The organism is Devosia oryzisoli, from assembly GCF_014837245.1.
GTDB classification, from domain to species: Bacteria; Pseudomonadota; Alphaproteobacteria; order Rhizobiales; family Devosiaceae; genus Devosia; species Devosia oryzisoli.
In genome coordinates this window covers 489,463-506,927 of record NZ_JACYFU010000001.1, presented here as the reverse complement: position 1 = coordinate 506,927, position 17,465 = coordinate 489,463, and the positions used below count along the sequence as shown (strand labels likewise).

At 61.0% G+C, this 17,465-nt stretch carries 21 protein-coding genes; 17 read left to right on the top strand and 4 right to left on the bottom strand.

Annotated features, from left to right (window positions below; translation table 11 throughout):
• Positions 1 to 92 precede the first annotated feature (92 nt).
• Complete coding sequence (gene rpsU / locus IC608_RS02515; protein ID WP_191772450.1) at positions 93 to 326, bottom strand: 30S ribosomal protein S21; 234 nt, start codon at positions 324 to 326, stop codon at positions 93 to 95.
• Between the two features lie 250 nt (positions 327 to 576).
• Between rpsU and IC608_RS02510 the strand changes: the two genes are divergently transcribed.
• Together IC608_RS02510 and IC608_RS02505 are read left to right on the top strand one after the other, a co-directional pair.
• On the top strand, positions 577 to 1,119 hold the full coding sequence (locus IC608_RS02510; RefSeq protein ID WP_191772449.1) for an SRPBCC family protein: 543 nt from the start codon (positions 577 to 579) through the stop codon (positions 1,117 to 1,119).
• Entirely contained in the window at positions 1,119 to 2,291 is a 1,173-nt protein-coding gene (locus IC608_RS02505) for a zinc-dependent alcohol dehydrogenase (protein WP_191772448.1), read from the top strand. The genes IC608_RS02510 and IC608_RS02505 overlap by 1 nt, the downstream gene beginning before the upstream one ends.
• A gap of 38 nt (positions 2,292 to 2,329) precedes the next feature.
• Here IC608_RS02505 and IC608_RS02500 read toward each other — a convergent pair whose 3' ends face one another.
• Complete coding sequence (locus IC608_RS02500) at positions 2,330 to 2,734, bottom strand: SRPBCC family protein (protein WP_191772447.1); 405 nt, start codon at positions 2,732 to 2,734, stop codon at positions 2,330 to 2,332.
• 60 nt (positions 2,735 to 2,794) lie between these two features.
• On the opposite strand from IC608_RS02500, the gene IC608_RS02495 reads away from it, so the two are divergent.
• From IC608_RS02495 to IC608_RS02480, 4 genes are all read left to right on the top strand, one after another.
• Positions 2,795 to 3,520: an SDR family NAD(P)-dependent oxidoreductase gene (locus tag IC608_RS02495; protein WP_191772446.1), complete on the top strand. Its 726-nt coding sequence runs from the start codon at positions 2,795 to 2,797 to the stop codon at positions 3,518 to 3,520.
• 80 nt (positions 3,521 to 3,600) lie between these two features.
• Complete coding sequence (gene rpe, locus IC608_RS02490; protein ID WP_191772445.1) at positions 3,601 to 4,284, top strand: ribulose-phosphate 3-epimerase; 684 nt, start codon at positions 3,601 to 3,603, stop codon at positions 4,282 to 4,284.
• Between the two features lie 30 nt (positions 4,285 to 4,314).
• Positions 4,315 to 5,646 carry an adenylosuccinate lyase gene (gene purB, locus IC608_RS02485; protein WP_191772444.1) on the top strand — a complete coding sequence of 444 codons (1,332 nt, stop codon included), beginning with the start codon at positions 4,315 to 4,317 and terminating at the stop codon, positions 5,644 to 5,646.
• On the top strand, positions 5,643 to 6,194 hold the full coding sequence (locus IC608_RS02480; protein WP_191772443.1) for an RBBP9/YdeN family alpha/beta hydrolase: 552 nt from the start codon (positions 5,643 to 5,645) through the stop codon (positions 6,192 to 6,194). The genes purB and IC608_RS02480 overlap by 4 nt, the downstream gene beginning before the upstream one ends.
• Before the next feature lie 72 nt (positions 6,195 to 6,266).
• Here the strand turns inward: IC608_RS02480 and IC608_RS02475 are convergent, their stop codons facing one another.
• The gene (locus tag IC608_RS02475) at positions 6,267 to 6,590 is read right to left on the bottom strand and encodes a DUF1476 domain-containing protein (protein WP_191772442.1); all 324 of its coding nucleotides are present in this window, start codon (positions 6,588 to 6,590) and stop codon (positions 6,267 to 6,269) included.
• Between the two features lie 191 nt (positions 6,591 to 6,781).
• Here IC608_RS02475 and purC point away from each other — a divergent pair, with 191 nt between their 5' ends.
• The 9 genes from purC (at position 6,782) to grxD (ending at position 14,394) form a co-directional block, all read left to right on the top strand.
• Positions 6,782 to 7,546 carry a phosphoribosylaminoimidazolesuccinocarboxamide synthase gene (gene purC / locus IC608_RS02470; protein WP_191772441.1) on the top strand — a complete coding sequence of 255 codons (765 nt, stop codon included), beginning with the start codon at positions 6,782 to 6,784 and terminating at the stop codon, positions 7,544 to 7,546.
• A gap of 9 nt (positions 7,547 to 7,555) precedes the next feature.
• Positions 7,556 to 7,798: a phosphoribosylformylglycinamidine synthase subunit PurS gene (gene purS, locus IC608_RS02465; RefSeq protein WP_191772440.1), complete on the top strand. Its 243-nt coding sequence runs from the start codon at positions 7,556 to 7,558 to the stop codon at positions 7,796 to 7,798.
• 413 nt (positions 7,799 to 8,211) lie between these two features.
• Positions 8,212 to 9,282 (top strand): acyltransferase family protein, encoded by a 1,071-nt coding sequence (locus IC608_RS02460; RefSeq protein ID WP_191772439.1) that lies wholly within the window; start codon positions 8,212 to 8,214, stop codon positions 9,280 to 9,282.
• A gap of 348 nt (positions 9,283 to 9,630) precedes the next feature.
• The gene (gene purQ, locus IC608_RS02455) at positions 9,631 to 10,299 is read left to right on the top strand and encodes a phosphoribosylformylglycinamidine synthase subunit PurQ (RefSeq protein ID WP_191772438.1); all 669 of its coding nucleotides are present in this window, start codon (positions 9,631 to 9,633) and stop codon (positions 10,297 to 10,299) included.
• A gap of 70 nt (positions 10,300 to 10,369) precedes the next feature.
• Positions 10,370 to 12,604, top strand: a complete 2,235-nt coding sequence (gene purL, locus IC608_RS02450) for a phosphoribosylformylglycinamidine synthase subunit PurL (RefSeq protein ID WP_191772437.1) — start codon at positions 10,370 to 10,372, stop codon at positions 12,602 to 12,604.
• A 97-nt stretch (positions 12,605 to 12,701) separates the two neighbouring features.
• A complete protein-coding gene (locus tag IC608_RS02445; RefSeq protein WP_191772436.1) occupies positions 12,702 to 12,935 on the top strand; it encodes a BolA family protein in 234 nt (77 codons plus the stop codon).
• A 3-nt stretch (positions 12,936 to 12,938) separates the two neighbouring features.
• A complete protein-coding gene (locus tag IC608_RS02440; protein ID WP_248306150.1) occupies positions 12,939 to 13,265 on the top strand; it encodes a DUF6665 family protein in 327 nt (108 codons plus the stop codon).
• Positions 13,262 to 13,909, top strand: a complete 648-nt coding sequence (locus IC608_RS17990) for an HAD family hydrolase (protein ID WP_191772435.1) — start codon at positions 13,262 to 13,264, stop codon at positions 13,907 to 13,909. The genes IC608_RS02440 and IC608_RS17990 overlap by 4 nt, the downstream gene beginning before the upstream one ends.
• A gap of 149 nt (positions 13,910 to 14,058) precedes the next feature.
• On the top strand, positions 14,059 to 14,394 hold the full coding sequence (gene grxD, locus IC608_RS02430) for a Grx4 family monothiol glutaredoxin (protein ID WP_191772434.1): 336 nt from the start codon (positions 14,059 to 14,061) through the stop codon (positions 14,392 to 14,394).
• Between the two features lie 30 nt (positions 14,395 to 14,424).
• On the opposite strand, the gene IC608_RS02425 is transcribed toward grxD, so the two are convergent.
• Complete coding sequence (locus IC608_RS02425; protein WP_191772433.1) at positions 14,425 to 14,736, bottom strand: Dabb family protein; 312 nt, start codon at positions 14,734 to 14,736, stop codon at positions 14,425 to 14,427.
• 146 nt (positions 14,737 to 14,882) lie between these two features.
• Between IC608_RS02425 and IC608_RS02420 the strand changes: the two genes are divergently transcribed.
• Both IC608_RS02420 and IC608_RS02415 read left to right on the top strand, forming a co-directional pair.
• Positions 14,883 to 16,100 carry an MFS transporter gene (locus IC608_RS02420; protein ID WP_191772432.1) on the top strand — a complete coding sequence of 406 codons (1,218 nt, stop codon included), beginning with the start codon at positions 14,883 to 14,885 and terminating at the stop codon, positions 16,098 to 16,100.
• 107 nt (positions 16,101 to 16,207) lie between these two features.
• A complete protein-coding gene (locus tag IC608_RS02415) occupies positions 16,208 to 17,461 on the top strand; it encodes a multidrug effflux MFS transporter (RefSeq protein WP_191772431.1) in 1,254 nt (417 codons plus the stop codon).
• Positions 17,462 to 17,465 lie beyond the last annotated feature (4 nt).

Here is a 17,465-nt window from a genome sequence, read left to right as displayed (position 1 = left end):
GAGCCTGCGTGACGCATCGCCGGCTTGTGAGACTGTAATCGCCGATGACGTCCCTCCCCGAAGGGAGGGATACGCCAGGACTCGACGCCGACTTAGCGGGCGGCACGCGGCTTGGGGCCAGCGATCAACCCTTCGCGGATAGCCTGCTTGCGTGCAGCCTTGCGCGTGCGACGCACAGCTTCCTGCTTCTCACGGTTCCGCATTTCCGAAGGCTTTTCGTAATATTTGCGCAGCCGCATCTCGCGGAACACGCCTTCTCGTTGCAGGCGCTTTTTCAGAACACGGAGGGCTTGGTCGACATTGTTGTCGCGTACTTGGACTTGCAAAAACTTTCCTAACTTCAGCTACACGCCTCGATGGTGCGAGACGGAAGCGCCCGGCGGGCGCCCGCGGATGGGTTAGCAAATTTTGCCGACAAAACCAAATCAGCAGTCGCCAGCGCAGCAAGCTGAACAATCGGACGCTTCGAGGAGGGAAAATCGCCCCTCGTAACCTGTGTCTAAGTGCGTTGAACGCTGGAACGAAGCCCTTCACTCACGCTTGCTCGACGGAGTCGACCGAAAAAAGGATGCGGCAATGATGCTCGAGCAAAGCGAGGATGACGCCCCGAAACGGGCAAGGCGTGACGACAGAGAGGGCGAGATGGCCGTCGTCGGACGGTCCGTGACCATCAATCGTCCCCGAGTGACGCTCTTTGCCTTCTGGCGGGATTTTCAGAACCTTCCCCGGTTCATGGAGGCGATCGAAAAAATAGAGCCCACGGGGCCGCAGCGATCGCGTTGGACCATACGCGCACCGGCGGGTCAAATGGTGACGTTCGAGGCCGAAGTTACCGATGTAAAGGACAATGAGCGGATCGCCTGGCGGGCCCTTCCGGGGTCGCAGATCATGACCGAAGGCACCGTGAGCTTCAGCGATGCTCCCGCCGGCCGTGGCACCATCGTCACCGCCAACATCAAGTATCAGCCGCCCGGCGGAGACCTCGGCCGGCTGGTCGCCAAGCTGTTCATGGCCGAGCCAAACATCCAGGCGCGGCACGAACTAAAGCGCTTCAAGATGCTCATGGAAGCAGGCGAAATCGCCACTGCAGACAATCGCAAATCGAAGGAAGACCGTTGATGCGCGCCCTCACCTGGCACGGCACGAATGACGTCCGCGTTGACACCCACCCCGACCCCGAGATCATCAATCCCCGCGACGCCATCCTGAAGGTCACCTCCACCGCCATCTGCGGTTCGGATTTGCACCTATACGACGGCGTGATTCCGGGAATGGCCTCGGGCGACATTCTCGGGCACGAGTTCATGGGCGAAGTGGTTGAGGTTGGCTCCAAGAGTAGCCTCAAAAAAGGGCAGCGCGTGGTAGTGCCCTTCACCATATCCTGCGGACAATGCTTTTTCTGTCAGAAGCAGCAGTATTCGGCCTGCGACAACTCCAATCCCGCCGCCAAACAGGACGCATCCGAAAAGCTTTATGGCCATGCCATGAGCGGCATCTTCGGCTACTCCCATCTCACGGGCGGATATCCGGGGGGCCAGGCCGAATACGTGCGGGTGCCGTTCTCCGACGTCGGGCCCATCGTCGTCCCGGAAGGCATGGACGACGATACGGTGCTGTTCCTCTCCGATATTTTGCCTACGGGATGGATGGCGGCCGAAAATGCGCAGATCGAGCGCGGTGACACCGTGGCCGTCTGGGGCGCAGGCCCTGTTGGCCTGTTCGCGGTGCAGTCGGCAATGTTGATGGGGGCTGAACAGGTGATCAGCATCGACCACCACCCCCACCGCCTGGACCTGGCCAAGAAATTCGGCGCCAAAACCATCAACTTCGGCGAGACGCATGTCCTGGAGGCCCTCATGGAAATGACGGGCGGTATAGGCCCCGACGCCGTCATCGACGCGGTCGGCATGGAAGCCCACGGATTTGCGGTTGATAACGTCCTCGACTTGGTGAAGCAGAAAATTTCGCCGGGTGCGGACCGAGGACATGCGCTGAGGCAAGCCTTGCTCGCCGTGCGAAAGGGGGGTCGAGTGTCAGTTCCTGGCGTGTACGGCGGTATGCTCGACAAGTGGCCGTTGGGCGCCATGATGGAGAAGGGCATTACGCTCAAGACCGGACAGACACACGTGCAGAAGTACACGCATGACCTGCTCCGGCGCATCCAGGAGGGTGAAATCGATACCACCTGGCTCATCAGTCACCACCTGCCCCTCGAACAGGCAGCAGAGGGGTACAAGCAATTCCACGACAACCAGAATGAGTGGACGAAGGTGGTCTTGACCGCCAATTGATGCAATAGCACCAGCCACGGCCCGCCGAGTGCGGGCCGTCACTTGTCGTTTTCGAGAATCGCCTTCAGCGTTTCCAGATCCTTCCGAACGGCCGCCGCATCGCGCCGAAATTGCTGATCGTCCATGCCCCGCTCCTGCAGCAGCAGGAACGCCACCTCGGAGCCATCCCCGTTCGGCATCACCCGCAGCGCGACATGCACCACCTCGCCACCCACATGCACATCGTGATCGAGTATGCCGAAGGCATTGGCCGGTGTGAACCGCACGTGGATGGGATTGCCTCCGGGGTCACTTGCGACCCAAAACTCTCCGTCCCGAACAAACGAATTGCCCAACCCGGCCGCCCATCTGGTCATGTTCGCCGGGTCGGCCGCGAACGCGTAGACCTCCTGCCAGGGGCGGAGAATCGTGATGGTGACCATGCGGCTGTTGTAGGTCTTCATGAATTACCCCGTGGCTGAACCGGTCGACCCTTCCCTGCGTAGCAGCAAAGGGAGGCAGAGATGAGCACTTTCCTGATCATCGGCGCGACCGGAGGCATTGGCAGAGCCCTCGCGCGGCGGCTGAGGACGACCGGGCACGACCTCCACCTGCTCGCTCGCGACGCAACACGCCTGGCAGAACTGGCCGAAGAGATCGGTGCAAGCCAGGAAGTCGTTGATGTCACCGACAGCGCCTCACTCACCGCTGCCATAACCGCTGCGCCGACGCCGTTGGCCGGGCTGGCCTACTGCGTGGGGACAATCACCTTGCGGCCGCTGGCCAAACTGACCCTCGAGGATTTTCGCGCCGATTTTCTGATCAATGCTGCCGCTGCAGCGATTTCGGTGCAAGCTGCCCTGCCCGCACTTCGAGCCACCGGCGACGGGGCCTCAGTAGTCCTCTTTTCCAGTGTCGCCGTGAGCCAAGGCTTCACTGGTCACGCTTCCATCGCCATGGCGAAGGGCGCAGTGGAAGGTCTTACGCGGTCACTGGCCGCAGAGCTTGCGCCCGTCATACGGGTCAATGCCGTAGCGCCCTCGCTGACCCGCACGCCCCTGACGCGGGCTATGACAGAGAACGAACCCATGGCGAAAGCGATCGCCGGTTTGCACGCTCTGAACAAGCTGGGCGAAGCCGAAGACATCGCGGCGGCGGCTCAATTTCTGCTTTCCCCGGAAGCTGCCTGGATCACCGGTCAGGTCATCGGCGTGGATGGCGGACGGTCGACGTTGCGAACGAAGGGATAGGAGCAGGAGCCGGTCTCAACCCTTGCCCCGCCTGCGCTGCCGCGCTAGATCAGCCGCAACGCCCACCGGCAGAGGTGCCAATGCCTGCCAACCGCCCACTCCGCATCGCTCCGTCGATCCTGTCCGCAGACTTTGCGCGCCTGGGTGATGAGGTCGCAGCAATCGTGGCGGCCGCGGCTGACTACATTCATGTGGATGTCATGGACGGCCATTTCGTCCCCAACATCAGCTTCGGCGCGCCTGTGATGAAGTCGATCCGGCTGCTCACGGACAAGCCCTTCGACGTTCACCTGATGATATCGCCCGTCGATCCCTATCTCGACACGTTCGCGAGCGCCGGCGCCGACATCATCACCGTTCATGCCGAGGCTGGCCCGCACCTGCATCGTACGCTGCAGGCGATCCGCGCGCTGGGTAAGAAGGCGGGGGTTGCCCTGAACCCGGCGACACCTGTTTCGACCATCCAGCACGTCATCGATGAGGTGGATCTGATCTTGATCATGAGCGTCAATCCCGGCTTTGGCGGTCAGACCTTCATTCCCGACAGTCTTGTGAAACTCCGGCAGGCGCGAGACCTCATCGGGAGCAGGTCCATCGATCTCGAGGTAGACGGCGGGATCGGGCCGGACAATGTTCGTGCCGTGGTAGAGGCCGGAGCCAATGTGATCGTCGCAGGCTCTTCGATCTACGGGGGCAACGATCCGGCCACGTACGCAGGCCGCATCCACGCGATCCGCGATGCGGCAACCACCCGCATCGCCTGATTCAGTTTCTCATCCCGCAAGGATAAGCCTATGATTCCGCGCTACTCCCGTCCAGAAATGGTGGCAAACTGGTCGGCAGAGAACCGCTTTGCCATATGGTTCGAGATCGAAGCGCACGCTACGACCAAGCTGGCCGAACTCGGCGTCGTCCCCAAGGATAGCGCAGACAAGATCTGGGACGTTATGAATGCGCGCAAAGCCGAGCATGGCGGCTATGGCTTCGACGTCGAGCGGATCGACGAGATCGAGCGGACGACCAAGCACGACGTCATCGCATTCCTCACGCACCTCGGTGAAATCGTCGGTCCCGATGCGCGCTTTGTGCACCAGGGCATGACGTCGTCGGACATTCTTGATACGACGCTTTCGGTTCAACTCAGAAATGCCGCCGACATTCTGCTGGCCGAGATCGATGCCCTGCTCTGCGCCCTCAAGAAGCGTGCGCTCGAACACAAGCACACCATCACCATCGGACGCAGTCACGGGATACACGCCGAACCCACCACTTTCGGCGTCAAGCTGGCGGAAGCGTATGCCGAATTTTCCCGTAACCGTGCGCGCCTGGCCGCAGCGCGGAAGGAGATCGCGACGGCGGCGATCTCTGGCGCCATCGGCACCTTTGCCAACATCGATCCACGCGTTGAGGAATATGTGGCGGAGAAGCTCGGTCTTGAGGTCGAGCCGGTCTCGACCCAGGTCATTCCGCGAGACCGTCACGCCATGTTCTTTGCCACCCTCGGGGTCATCGCCTCGTCCATCGAACGCGTTGCCGTCGAAATCCGGCATCTTCAGCGCACTGAAGTGCTTGAAGCGGAGGAGTATTTCTCGCCGGGGCAGAAGGGCTCCTCGGCGATGCCGCACAAGCGGAACCCGGTGCTGACCGAAAATCTGACAGGCCTGGCACGTCTGGTTCGTGGCATGGTCACACCCGCTCTCGAAAACGTCGCCCTGTGGCACGAGCGCGATATTTCCCATTCCTCTGTCGAACGCATGATCGGGCCTGACGCGACCATTACTCTGGACTTCGCGTTGGCGCGCCTGACTGGCGTGATCGAGAAGCTCGTCGTTTATCCTGAGAACATGCGCAAAAACCTTGACCTGCTTGGCGGGCTGCACAATTCGCAGCGCGTGCTCCTGGCGCTGACGCAGGCCGGATACAGTCGCGAAGACAGCTATGCCGCCGTGCAGCGGAATGCCATGAAGGTCTGGGAGCATCGTGGGGATCGAACCGGCCTGTTTGCCCGGTTTCTCAAGGAAGACCCCCAGGTGACGCTCAGCGACGCGCAGATCGAGGCCATGTTCGACGACGCGTACCATCTCAAGCACGTCGACACGATCTTCACCCGGGTGTTCGGCGCATGAGGATAGCCGATTGCGACATTCTAGTCCTGCCGGGGCTGGGCAGTTCAGGTCCGGGCCATTGGCAACAGCGGTGGACGGAGAAGATGCGCACCGCGGCGGTGGTAGAGCAGGCCGACTGGGACGATCCAGACCCGCAGGATTGGATCAACACGATGGTCACCGCAGTCGACCTTGCGACACGGCCGGTCGTCTTCGTTGCCCATTCGCTGGCGGTCATTGCTCTGGTCAAGGCGGCGCCAAGGTTCGCCGGAGGAAAAGTGAAAGGCGCTCTGCTGGTGTCCCCACCGGACATCGAGCTCAATCCAGCTGTTCCGGACGAAGCGCGCTCCTTTGCTCCCATCCCGCGCGAGCCCCTGCCTTTCCCCACTCTATTGGTCATTTCCTCGAATGACCCCTACTGTACCCTTGAGCGTGCAGCCGACCTGGCCGCAGCCTGGGGATCGGACTTCCACGAAGCGGGGGAAGCCGGGCACATCAATACAGCTTCGGGACACGGCCCTTGGCCCGAAGGCCTGCTGATGTTCACGCGGCTCATGCAGCGCCTGTAGCCAAACGCGATACTGGCAACAAAAAGGGGCGTCGGTGACACCGCGCCCCTTGGTGCTGAAGAGAGCGAGCGATCAGCCCTCGGCGGCAATCTGCTCACTGGCGACCGCGATCAGCGTGAGCATCTTCTCACGAATCACGGTGTCGGCAATCGACACGTTCTTCGCCTTGAGGTCCGACGACAACTTCCGGTACACGTCCTCGTCGCCGGCTTCCTCGAAATCTGCAGCGACCACCTCGGCGGCATAGGCCTTGGCTTCGTCTCCCGTCAGCCCCATCAACTCGGCCGCCCAGAGCCCGAGGAGCTTGTTACGGCGCGCTTCCGCCCTGAACCGCTTCTCCGCGTCGAAGGCATATTTGGCTTCCTCGCCCCGCTTGCGATCATCGAACCCACTCATGCTGTCTCCCATGTGGCTTTACCGGCGTCTCTTTGCAGATAAGCATTTGGTGATCGCAAAGCAACGGCGACACTCGCGATGCGACGCTCCGCCGCCACCCCGAACGGCGGTAAAAGCGCTTGCAATATCGCATCGTTCTGGCGCATGAAGCGACCCAATCCACCCCTCCCTTCCACCGCACTGGATCCGCGATGAACCGTCGACGCAAAATCTATGAGGGCAAGGCCAAGATTCTGTTCGAGGGCCCGGAGCCGGGTACGCTGATCCAGTACTTCAAGGACGATGCTACGGCCGGAAACGGCGCCAAGCATGAAGTGATAGACGGCAAGGGCGTCCTCAATAATCGCATCAGCGAGTTCGTGTTCACCAAGCTCAACGAGCTGGGTATTCCGACCCATTTCATCCGCCGTGTGAACATGCGCGAACAGCTGATCAAGGAAGTGGAGATCATTCCGCTCGAGATTATCGTGCGCAATGTCGCCGCTGGATCTCTGGCAAAGCGCCTCGGCCTCGAGCCCGGCACGCGCCTGCCTCGGTCCATCATCGAGTTTTCCTACAAGGATGATGCCCTTGGGGACCCGATGGTCTCCGAAGAGCATATCACTGCCTTCGGTTGGGCCACTCCGGCCGAACTGGACGACATCATGAGCCTGGCCGTGCGGGTGAATGACTTTCTTGCGGGTCTGTTCATGGGCGTCGGCATCCAGCTGGTCGATTTCAAGATCGAAGTGGGCCGCCTCTTTGAAGGCGATCTCATGCGCATCGTGCTCGCTGACGAGATCAGCCCGGACAACTGCCGCCTGTGGGACATCAAGACCCGCAACAAAATGGATAAGGACCGCTTCCGCGAGGATCTGGGCGGTCTTGTCGAGAGCTATCGGGAAGTCGCGCAGCGCTTGGGCATTCTGGTGGAAACCGACAACGCGCTGGCCACTGGTCCGCGGCTCGTTCAATAGAGGCAGATCATGAAGGCACGCGTCATCGTCACGCTCAAGAACGGGGTGCTCGACCCTCAGGGCCAAGCCATCGAGGGTGCGCTGGGAAGTCTAGGCTTCTCGGGTGTTGCAGGAGTGCGACAGGGGAAAGTGTTTGATCTGGAGGTGCCGGGAACCGACGCGGAATCCGCGCGTTCCCAAGTCGAAGCGATGTGCAACAAGCTCCTCGCCAACACCGTGATCGAAAACTACGCGATCGAAATCTACAATTAACGCCTTCTAGGCCATACTTCTTGTCGCGCTCGGGGTTGGGCGCAGGACGGTTATCTATGCGCAAAACTCTCGCTCTCTCCGTGATGTTCGTCGCCTCCCTCGGCTTGCTGTTCGCAGCTTACGCCTCAGTACCCGTCTGAAGGTTCTGAGGCTGGCCCCAACGGGCCGCCTCCCCCGCCGACATCGTCAATCGTCATCTTGACCGCGAGTCCATCGGCAGCGCGAATTGCCCGTTTCATGCGGGTTGTCTGGCAGCCGCAGGAGCGCCACTTGTGGCGACGGCTAGAAGTCGAGGAACCGTGTTAGGCTTCTCGTTACCTCTCCTGAACATTTAGCCGTTCAGCCTGCATCGCGGTGATAAAGCGCCAACCCTCCCATCTTAAGGTGGCTGCAAGTTGCAGTGGGAGGGTGTCATGCAGGTCGAGAAACACCGGCTGGAATGGGTGGACATGGCCAAGGGCCTGTCCATCTTCCTCGTCGTCATGATGTATTGCGCAGCAAGCGTGGGCGAGGACACCGGCCAGGTGGGCTTTCTCCACTGGACCATCGCCTTCGCCATGCCTTTCCGGATGCCGGAGTTCTTTCTGATTTCCGGGCTTTTTCTGAGCCGAGTGATAGACCGGCCTTGGCGCACGTATACCGACCGGCGCGCGGTGCACTACTGGTATTTCTACGCTCTCTGGGCCCTGATCCACATTGGCTTCAAGGTAGCTCTGGTGGCACGCGACCCTGGTGGTGCGCTGAGTTATGTCGCTTGGGCCTTGATTGAACCATACGGCGTGCTCTGGTTCATCTACATGCTTGCGGTCTTCGGCCTGGTGGCTAAGCTTCTGCATGACCTGCGTGCAGCGCGCTGGGCGGTTCTCGCCGTCGGCGCTGTTCTACAAATGGCTTCGATCCATACCGGCAGCTACCTCGTCGACCAGTTCGCCGCCTACTTCGTCTATTTCTACGCTGGTTTCGTCTTCGCGCCGTATATCTTCCGGATGGCCGCGTGGGCTGGCGACAACGTCTTGGCCGCGATCGCCATACTGGCCGCTTGGGCGGTGGTGAATGCAGTCATGGTGTTTTCGCCTGGTTTCCGGATGGATCCTGTTCACATCCAAATGGGCTGGGCTGCCCTGCCTGGTGTGCATTTGGTCATGGCTATGCTCGGCGCGGGCGCCATCTGCCTTGGAGCCTCCTTGCTTATCAAGATCCCATTCATGGACTGGCTCAGGTGGCTGGGCGCGAAATCGCTCGTGATCTACGTCGCCTTCGTGCTGCCGATGGGAATAGTGCGCACTCTTCTGCTCAAGCTGGGGGTGGAGGAACCGAACGTGGTCAGTCTGATCGCCATGGTCGCCGCGATCACTTGCCCGATCCTGCTATGGTGGCTCACTGAGATCACCGGATGGGGCAAATTCCTGTTCGAACGCCCGTCGTGGGCGCACCTGCCCGGCACCAGGCGCCGGCCGGCAGCGCACCCGGCACCGGCGGAATAGAGAAGGCCGGCTTTGCCGGCCCCTTCAGTGATGCTAGCAGATCAATCAGGCGTGCGGAACACGTTCGGCACTATCGGTCTGATCCGAACCCGGGCCGGTCGGCCTGTGGTTTTCTTCATGTCCGATGCCAAGGGGGCGCGGCCGTCTGAGCCGCGCACCGTAATGGGTTTGCTCGTTGAATTCTGGTTCTGCATGCGTGCCTCCCCTGGATGATGAAGTTAAAACGCCCCATTTTGGTCACGGTTCCTGTCAGTTCCTGACGTTAAGGCACCCAGGAACTATCTTGCCTTTTGCTGCAAGACCCACCAAAAGGGCCTCGAGCATCCCACCATTGCAGAGGATTGACCGATGAAGGCCGCTGTCATCGTGTTTCCCGGACTCAATCGCGACCGCGACATGATCGCGGCGCTGACCAAGATCGGTGGAGCGAAACCGGCCATCGTCTGGCATCAGGACACAGCTATCCCTGATGTCGACCTGATCGTCATCCCTGGCGGCTTCTCCTATGGCGACTACCTGCGCTGCGGCGCTATTGCGGCTCGATCCCCCATCATGGATATCGTGCGCCAGCGCGCTGAAGCGGGTGTGAGGGTGCTAGGGGTCTGCAATGGCTTCCAGATCCTGATCGAGGCCGGGCTGCTCCCGGGCGCCTTGATGCGCAACACATCGCTCAAATTCGTGTGCCGCGAGGTCAAGCTTGAGGTGGTCAATGCGGATACAGCGTTTACCCGGGGCTACAGGCATGGGCAGATCATTCGCTGTCCTGTTGCGCACCATGATGGCAACTACTTCGCCGACGCCGAAACGCTTGACCGCATCGAGGGCGAAGGCCAGGTGGCCTTCCGGTACGCACAAGGCACGAACCCAAACGGCTCGATCAACGACATCGCCGGCGTGCTCAATGCCGGAAAGAACGTGGTCGGGCTGATGCCGCACCCGGAAAACCTGATCGAGGCGGCCCACGGCGGCGACGACGGTCGCGCCCTTTTTGCCGCTGCGCTCCAGCAAGTCGCCTGATCATATCGCCAGCTGAGGCAAAGGTCGGCGGTGGCCGACCTGCTCTCCGAAAGCCGAACCCGGATAAAGCATGACCCTTCGCAACGACGTTGCCATCACGCCAGAGTTGGTTGCCAACCACGGCCTGAAGCCCGACGAGTACCAGAAGATCCTGGACCTGATCGGCCGGGAGCCGACCTATACCGAGCTCGGCATCTTCTCGGCGATGTGGAACGAGCACTGCTCCTACAAGAGTTCCAAGAAGTGGCTCCGCACCCTGCCCACGAGCGGTCCCCGCGTCATTCAGGGGCCGGGCGAGAATGCAGGTGTCGTTGATATCGGCGATGGCCAGGCAGTCGTCTTCAAGATGGAGTCGCACAACCACCCGAGCTACATCGAGCCTTACCAAGGGGCGGCCACAGGTGTGGGTGGCATCTTGCGGGACGTCTTCACCATGGGCGCCCGTCCCGTCGCCGCGATGAACGCGCTGCGGTTCGGTTCCCCTGACCACGAAAAGACCCGCCATCTGGTCGCCGGAGTGGTGGCTGGAGTCGGCGGCTATGGCAACAGCTTCGGCGTTCCGACGGTCGGTGGCGAAGTCGAGTTCGACGCACGCTACAACGGCAATATCCTCGTCAATGCATTCGCCGCCGGGCTCGCCGATACCGACAAGATCTTCTACTCCAAGGCCGAGGGCGTTGGTCTTCCAGTTGTCTATCTCGGCGCCAAGACCGGCCGCGATGGCGTGGGTGGCGCCACGATGGCGTCGGCAGAGTTCGGCGACGATATCGAGGAGAAGCGCCCCACAGTACAAGTCGGCGATCCGTTCACCGAAAAACGTCTTCTCGAGGCCTGTCTCGAGCTGATGGCGACCGGTGCCGTGATCGCCATTCAGGACATGGGGGCCGCAGGCCTCACATGCTCGGCTGTAGAGATGGGAGCCAAGGGCGATCTTGGCATCGAGCTTGACCTCGATAAGGTGCCGGTGCGCGAAGAGCGGATGACGGCTTACGAGATGATGCTCTCGGAGTCGCAGGAGCGCATGCTCATGGTCCTCCACCCCGAAAAGGAGCCACAGGCTCGTGCGGTTTTCGAGAAATGGGAGCTGGACTTCGCCACTGTTGGCAAGACGACGGATGATCTGCGTTTCCGTGTTCTTTGGCAGGGCGACGAAGTGGCCAACCTGCCGATCAAGGAACTGGGCGACGAGGCGCCTGAGTACGATCGCCCATGGACCGAACCGAAGCCGCCTGCCCCTGTGACCGACGTTCCGAAGATGGACGTGGCCGACGCCCTCCTCAAGCTGATTGGCGGGCATCAATGCGCCTCACGGCGTTGGGTCTACGAGCAGTACGACACACTCATCCAGGGCAACACCATTCAACGCCCCGGCGGCGATGCGGGTGTCGTCCGTGTTGAGGGCCACGCGAGCAAGGGCCTGGCGTTCAGCTCGGACGTCAACCCGCGCTATTGCGAGGCGAACCCCTTGGAAGGGGGCAAGCAGGCGGTCGCCGAATGCTGGCGCAACCTCACTGCAACAGGCGCCGAACCCCTGGCGGCAACCGACAACCTGAACTTCGGCAACCCGGAACGGCCCGAGATCATGGGGCAATTTGTCAAGGCAATCGAAGGCATTGGCGAGGCCTGCCGCGCGCTCGACTTTCCGATCGTCTCAGGCAACGTCTCTCTCTACAACGAAACCAACGGACGCGGCATCCTGCCCACGCCGACCATTGGTGGGGTGGGGCTACTGCCGGACTGGCAGAAGAGCACACGCATCGGCTTTACAGCACCTGACGAACCAATCCTTCTTATTGGCGGTCCAGCCACATGGGGCTCGCATATGGGCCAGTCAGTCTATCTGCGCGACCTCTTTGAGCGACGCGAAGGGGATGCCCCGCATGTGGACCTGGTTGCCGAACGAAAGACGGGCGACTTTGTGCGCAGGCTCATCCGCTCCGGCATCGTCACCGCCTGCCATGATCTCTCGGATGGCGGCCTCGCAATTGCGCTGGCAGAGATGGCCATCGCCGGTGGGATTGGCGCCACCATAGCTGAGTTGGAAGGACAGGACCCGATCGCTACCTTCTTCGGCGAAGATCAGGGACGCTACCTGATCACTCTCAATCTCGATCCGCAGGGTAACGAGATCGCAGCTCTTTGGGCGGAGGCCGAAAGTTTGGGTATCTTTGCGCCCTGGATCGGCAGCACCGGCGGACACGATCTGGTTCTCGGCTCCGCGCGGCCGGTCTCCGTCAAGGAATTGACGAACGCACATGAACGGTGGTTCCCCGACTACATGAAGGGTGACGGAAGCCTCAACTAGAAAACCAAGGGCATGGCCGTATTGATGCCGCCTACCCTGCATGCCATATCAGGCGGTAGGCAGAATAAGTGCGCTGCCGGCAGGCAAGGAGACAGCGATGGCCATGGACGCCCACGAGATCGAGCGCCGGATAAAGGCCGCTTTACCCGACGCCACAGTTGAAATTCGCGACCTCGCCGGCGACGGCGACCACTACGCAGCCAACGTGGTCTCTGAAGCGTTCCGCGGCAAATCCCGCGTGCAGCAGCACCAGTTGGTTTACGCTGCTCTTCAAGGTGACATGGGCGGCGCGCTTCATGCCCTCGCGCTGCAGACCTCTGTACCCGACTGAGTCATGACCTCTTCGCTCAGGGACTCGCTGGACCTCATCCGCGTGGTGCGTCCCGAAGCGGGCACCACGGCCCTTGAGCACGAGATTGCGGCCGAACGCGCGAGTTCCATCGGCGCTGCCGAACAAAAAGTGGTTCGGGCCCTGTCGGCTCTAAAAGACGCTTCTGGCGACGGCGGTGCCCAGCTTTCCGCCGCACGCGAAGCCGTCTGGGGCTACTTCGTCCAGCGGGAACTGATCGGCTTTCGGCGGCATGCTGACGTGATCCGTGATCTTGCGATCCCAGCCGAAGTTCTGGCGGGCCTTGGCGCAATCCCGAGCCGCAAATCGTGACCCGGACGTTGGTCTTCGACGTCGATGGCGTGCTGGTGCATGGCTATCACGCGCGGCCGGAACGCCAGCAGCGCTGGGACGAGACCCTTCTCGCGGATCTCGGGGTTGATCCAGACCGATTTCGCGATGAGTTCATCTTCGATATCTTCATCAAGAAAGTAGTGACCGGCGAAATGTCGCTGGTCGAAGCGCTCGACAAACGCCTGCCAAGCCTTGGCTACCGAGCTTCGTCCATGGCCTTTGCACACTACTGGCTGAGCCGCGACAGCCGGGTGAACGGCGAACTGCTCGATGCTTTGCGCCGCCTCAAGACCGAACAGGGCGTGCGGCTCTATATCGCCACCAACCAGGAGCATATGCGAGCTCAGTGGCTTTGGACAACGCTCGGGTTCGGCGAGGTTTTCGACGATATCTTCTATTCCGCCAGAATTGGGATGACCAAGTCCCACAAAGGTTTCTTCGATTTTGCGGACCAGAAGATGGGGCGGTTGGAAGAACCGCCCCTGTTTTTCGACGACACAGCCAAGGTCATCGACGCTGCCCGGCACGCGGGTTGGGACAGCGTGCTCTTCGACACCAATGACGACTTCTTCAATCATCCTTGGGTGGCTGCACGTGTCGAGCGCACCGACCTTGCGAAATGACCAGGATATCCACGGCCGTGCACCATGCAGCGCAACGCAGCGTGCCGCGGCTTGGTGATTAGCCGACCCTCGACAGGCGCAGGACGGTATCCTATCTAGAGACGAACTCAGCCGGCTCTTGACCCCGGACGTATCAGAAAGGCACTGCCATGACCGACATCAACGCCTTCATCGATGAGCAGGTGAAGAACAACGACGTGTTCCTTTTCATGAAGGGCACGCCTGATTTCCCGCAGTGCGGATTCTCGGGCCAGGTCGTTCAGATCCTCAATTATCTTGGCGTCGAATATGGCAGCGCCAACGTCCTGGAAAGCGAAGAGCTGCGTGACGGCATCAAGGCCTACACCAACTGGCCGACTATCCCGCAGCTTTACGTGAAGGGCGAATTTGTCGGTGGTGCAGACATCACCCGCGAGATGTTCCAGTCCGGTGAACTGCAGACGCACCTGCAGCAGGCCGGCATTCCGGTCAAGCAAAGCGCCTGATCGCTCCGACGATCCTTCTCAAGGCCCTGCCTATCCGGTGGGGCCTTTTGTGCTTACGGGCACGACAATATCCGCAGCAAAGCGAAGATCGCGGAGCGGGCGAACCCGCCGCGTAGCCTCTGCGTAGTTAGGATGAGCCTTGTACGCATCAAGGGCCGCCTGGTCCTCGAATTCCCCATACACCACCACGTCAATGTCGTTGCCGTAGAGATCAACCCGCGTGTTGCGGCTGACCTCGAAACACTGGCTATGAGGGATTTGCGCCAATAGCGACAGCCCTTCGCAGATGGCGTCGACCTTGTCCGGGGACTTAGCCGTAAAGAGGACGATGTGGCGGATCAAGTGCAGCTCCGTTTGCTGGCGCATCGTGTCCAACCAATTGACGCAAAGGTCAACCCATCAAGGCCTGTGATAGGTCCCATTTCGCTTTATCGTTTTGCGTGATGATGTCGCAGGCGTAGACTGCACTGCCTTCCGAGGATTCTCCCATGCGCGCCACCGCCATCCGCCCTCCTGTCCCTCTTCCACTGGTGATCGTCGCGGGCTGCATCATTGCTGCCATAGGCTTCGGTACGCGCGGCGCATTTGGTCTTTTCACCCTGCCGGTCACGTCGGACCTGGGCTTGTCGCGGGAAGAATGGGGGATGGCGATGGCCATCCAGAACCTCGTCTGGGGCATTGCCCAACCTTTCGCCGGCGGCATGGCTGACCGCTACGGCACCGGCAGGGTTCTGGCCATCGGCGGCCTCGTCTATGCGGCTGGCCTTGTCGGCATGGCATTTTCACCCGATGGGTTGACCATGACGCTGAGCGCTGGCGTCGTGACTGGCGTCGGCATCGCCATCGCCTCGTTCGGGGTAGTGATGGCCGCATTCGGCAGGGCCGTTCCGCCGGAAAAGCGCAGCTTCGTGTTCGGCATCGCCACCGCGGCGTCTTCGGCTGGCCAGTTCATTTTTGCGCCCTTGGGCCAAGGCTTTATTTCCGCCTTTGGATGGCAGACGGCGCTGATCTACATCGCCGCGCTTTTGCTGTTGATCGTCCCGCTCTCTACCGCGCTACGCGGCCGCAGTCAGTCGACGCCGGGCGAGGCCGACCTCCCGTTCATGCACGCGCTTTCGCGCGCCTGGGGCCACGGGTCGTACCGGCTTCTCGTTATCGGTTTCTTCGTGTGCGGTTTCCATCTCGCCTTCATCAACGTCCATATGCCGGCCTATCTGGTACAATGCGGTCTATCCCCCGAGGTCGGCAGTTGGACCATAGCGGTCATCGGCCTCTTCAACATCGTGGGGTCGCTGCTTTCCGGATGGCTCGGCAGCCGCCTGCCGAGGCAACTCCTCCTTGCCTCGATCTACTTCCTGCGCGCAATTGCCATTGCAGCCTTCTTGTTGATCCCGGTCAGCGAGGTGACGGCCTATGCCTTCGCCGCCATGATGGGCGTATTGTGGCTGTCGACCGTGCCGCTCACCGCGGGTTTGGTGTCGCTGTTCTTCGGGCCGCGCTACATGGGCATGCTCTATGGGTTGGCCTTCCTCAGCCACCAGGTTGGATCGTTCGTCGGCGTGTGGTTGGGCGGGTTTGCCTATGACCAGACCGGCTCATATGACCTCGTCTGGTACCTTGGCATCATCCTGGGATTGGCATCCGCCGCCATCCACATTCCGATCAATGACCGCACGGCGCCCAGTTTCATTCCGCGGATGGCATAGCCGCCATCCATCGTTTTTTACCGATAGTCGACTTGCCAAAGCAGGCTGATCAGTTCATGGTCCGCCCGTTTTCCTCGCCGCGTTCGCCGGCCAGACGAGATTTCATCATGTCCAGCCACTATACGCGGGTCCTTTCCCGCCCCGAATTCATTGCCCTTATCGCTGCTCTCATGGCGCTCAACGCGCTGGCGATCGACGTCATGCTGCCCGCCCTGCCCTACATGGGCGAGCATCTTGGCATCTCCGATGAAAACGAGCGGCAGTTCGTCATTTCCGCCTACATGATCGGGATGGGACTGGCACAGCTGGCCTTTGGCCCGCTGACGGACCGGTTTGGTCGCAGGGCCCCCCTTCTGGCCGGCATGGGCGTCTACATCATCGCCGTCATTGCGGCGGCGTTTGCACCGAGCTTCCTCACATTGCTGGTCCTGCGCTTCGTGCAGGGCCTGGGCGCCGCGAGCGTTCGGGTCATCGCCACGGCCGTGGTGCGAGACCGTTACTCCGGGCGGGAAATGGCCGAAGTGATGTCCCTGACCTTTATGGTGTTCATGGCCATTCCCATTATCGCTCCCGGCATCGGGCAGGTGCTGTTGCTGACAGGGCCGTGGCAATCGATCTTTATCTTCATGGGCGTTCTAGCGTCGATCTTCTGGCTCTGGACCTTCATGCGCCTGCCTGAGACGCTGCGGCCAGAGCACCGTCGCCCGCTTTCCTTCGGTGGCGTATTGCGCGGGTTTCAGTTGGTTTTCACCAACCGTGTCGCCATCTCGTATGGTCTTGCGGGCACATTTCTTTTTGGGGCGCTGTTCGGGTTCATCAGTTCCTCGCAGCAAATCTATGTCGACATATATGGTCTGGGCGTCTACTTCCCCGTCGCGTTTGCTGCTGTTGCGGCACTGATGTCGCTGTCTTCCTTCACCAATTCACGTGTGGTGCGTCGGTTCGGTATGCGTCGTCTGTCGCACGGAGCCATGCTCGTCTTCACGGCTACATCCGGCATCTGGCTGGTTTTCGCGCTGACGGGGAACCTGCCGCTTTGGCTGTTCTTTGGCCTCCTCTGCATCATCATGTTCTCGTTTGGGTGGGCCGCCTCGAACATGAATTCGCTGTCCATGGAGCCACTTGGCGCCGTGGCCGGGACCGCAGCTTCGGTGTTTGGCTTTATCCAGACGGTGGGCGGAGCCGTGATCGGCAGCTATACCGGGCAGTTGTTCAACGGCACCACCGTGCCGGTTGCCACCGGCTATTTCACCATGGGCATCCTCGCCCTGATCTGCATCCTCTTTGCGGAAAAGGGGCGGCTTTTCGGGGTCGGTGAGCAGTACGGGCGCGCTGCCGAACCCGTGACGGAAGCGCACTGAACGG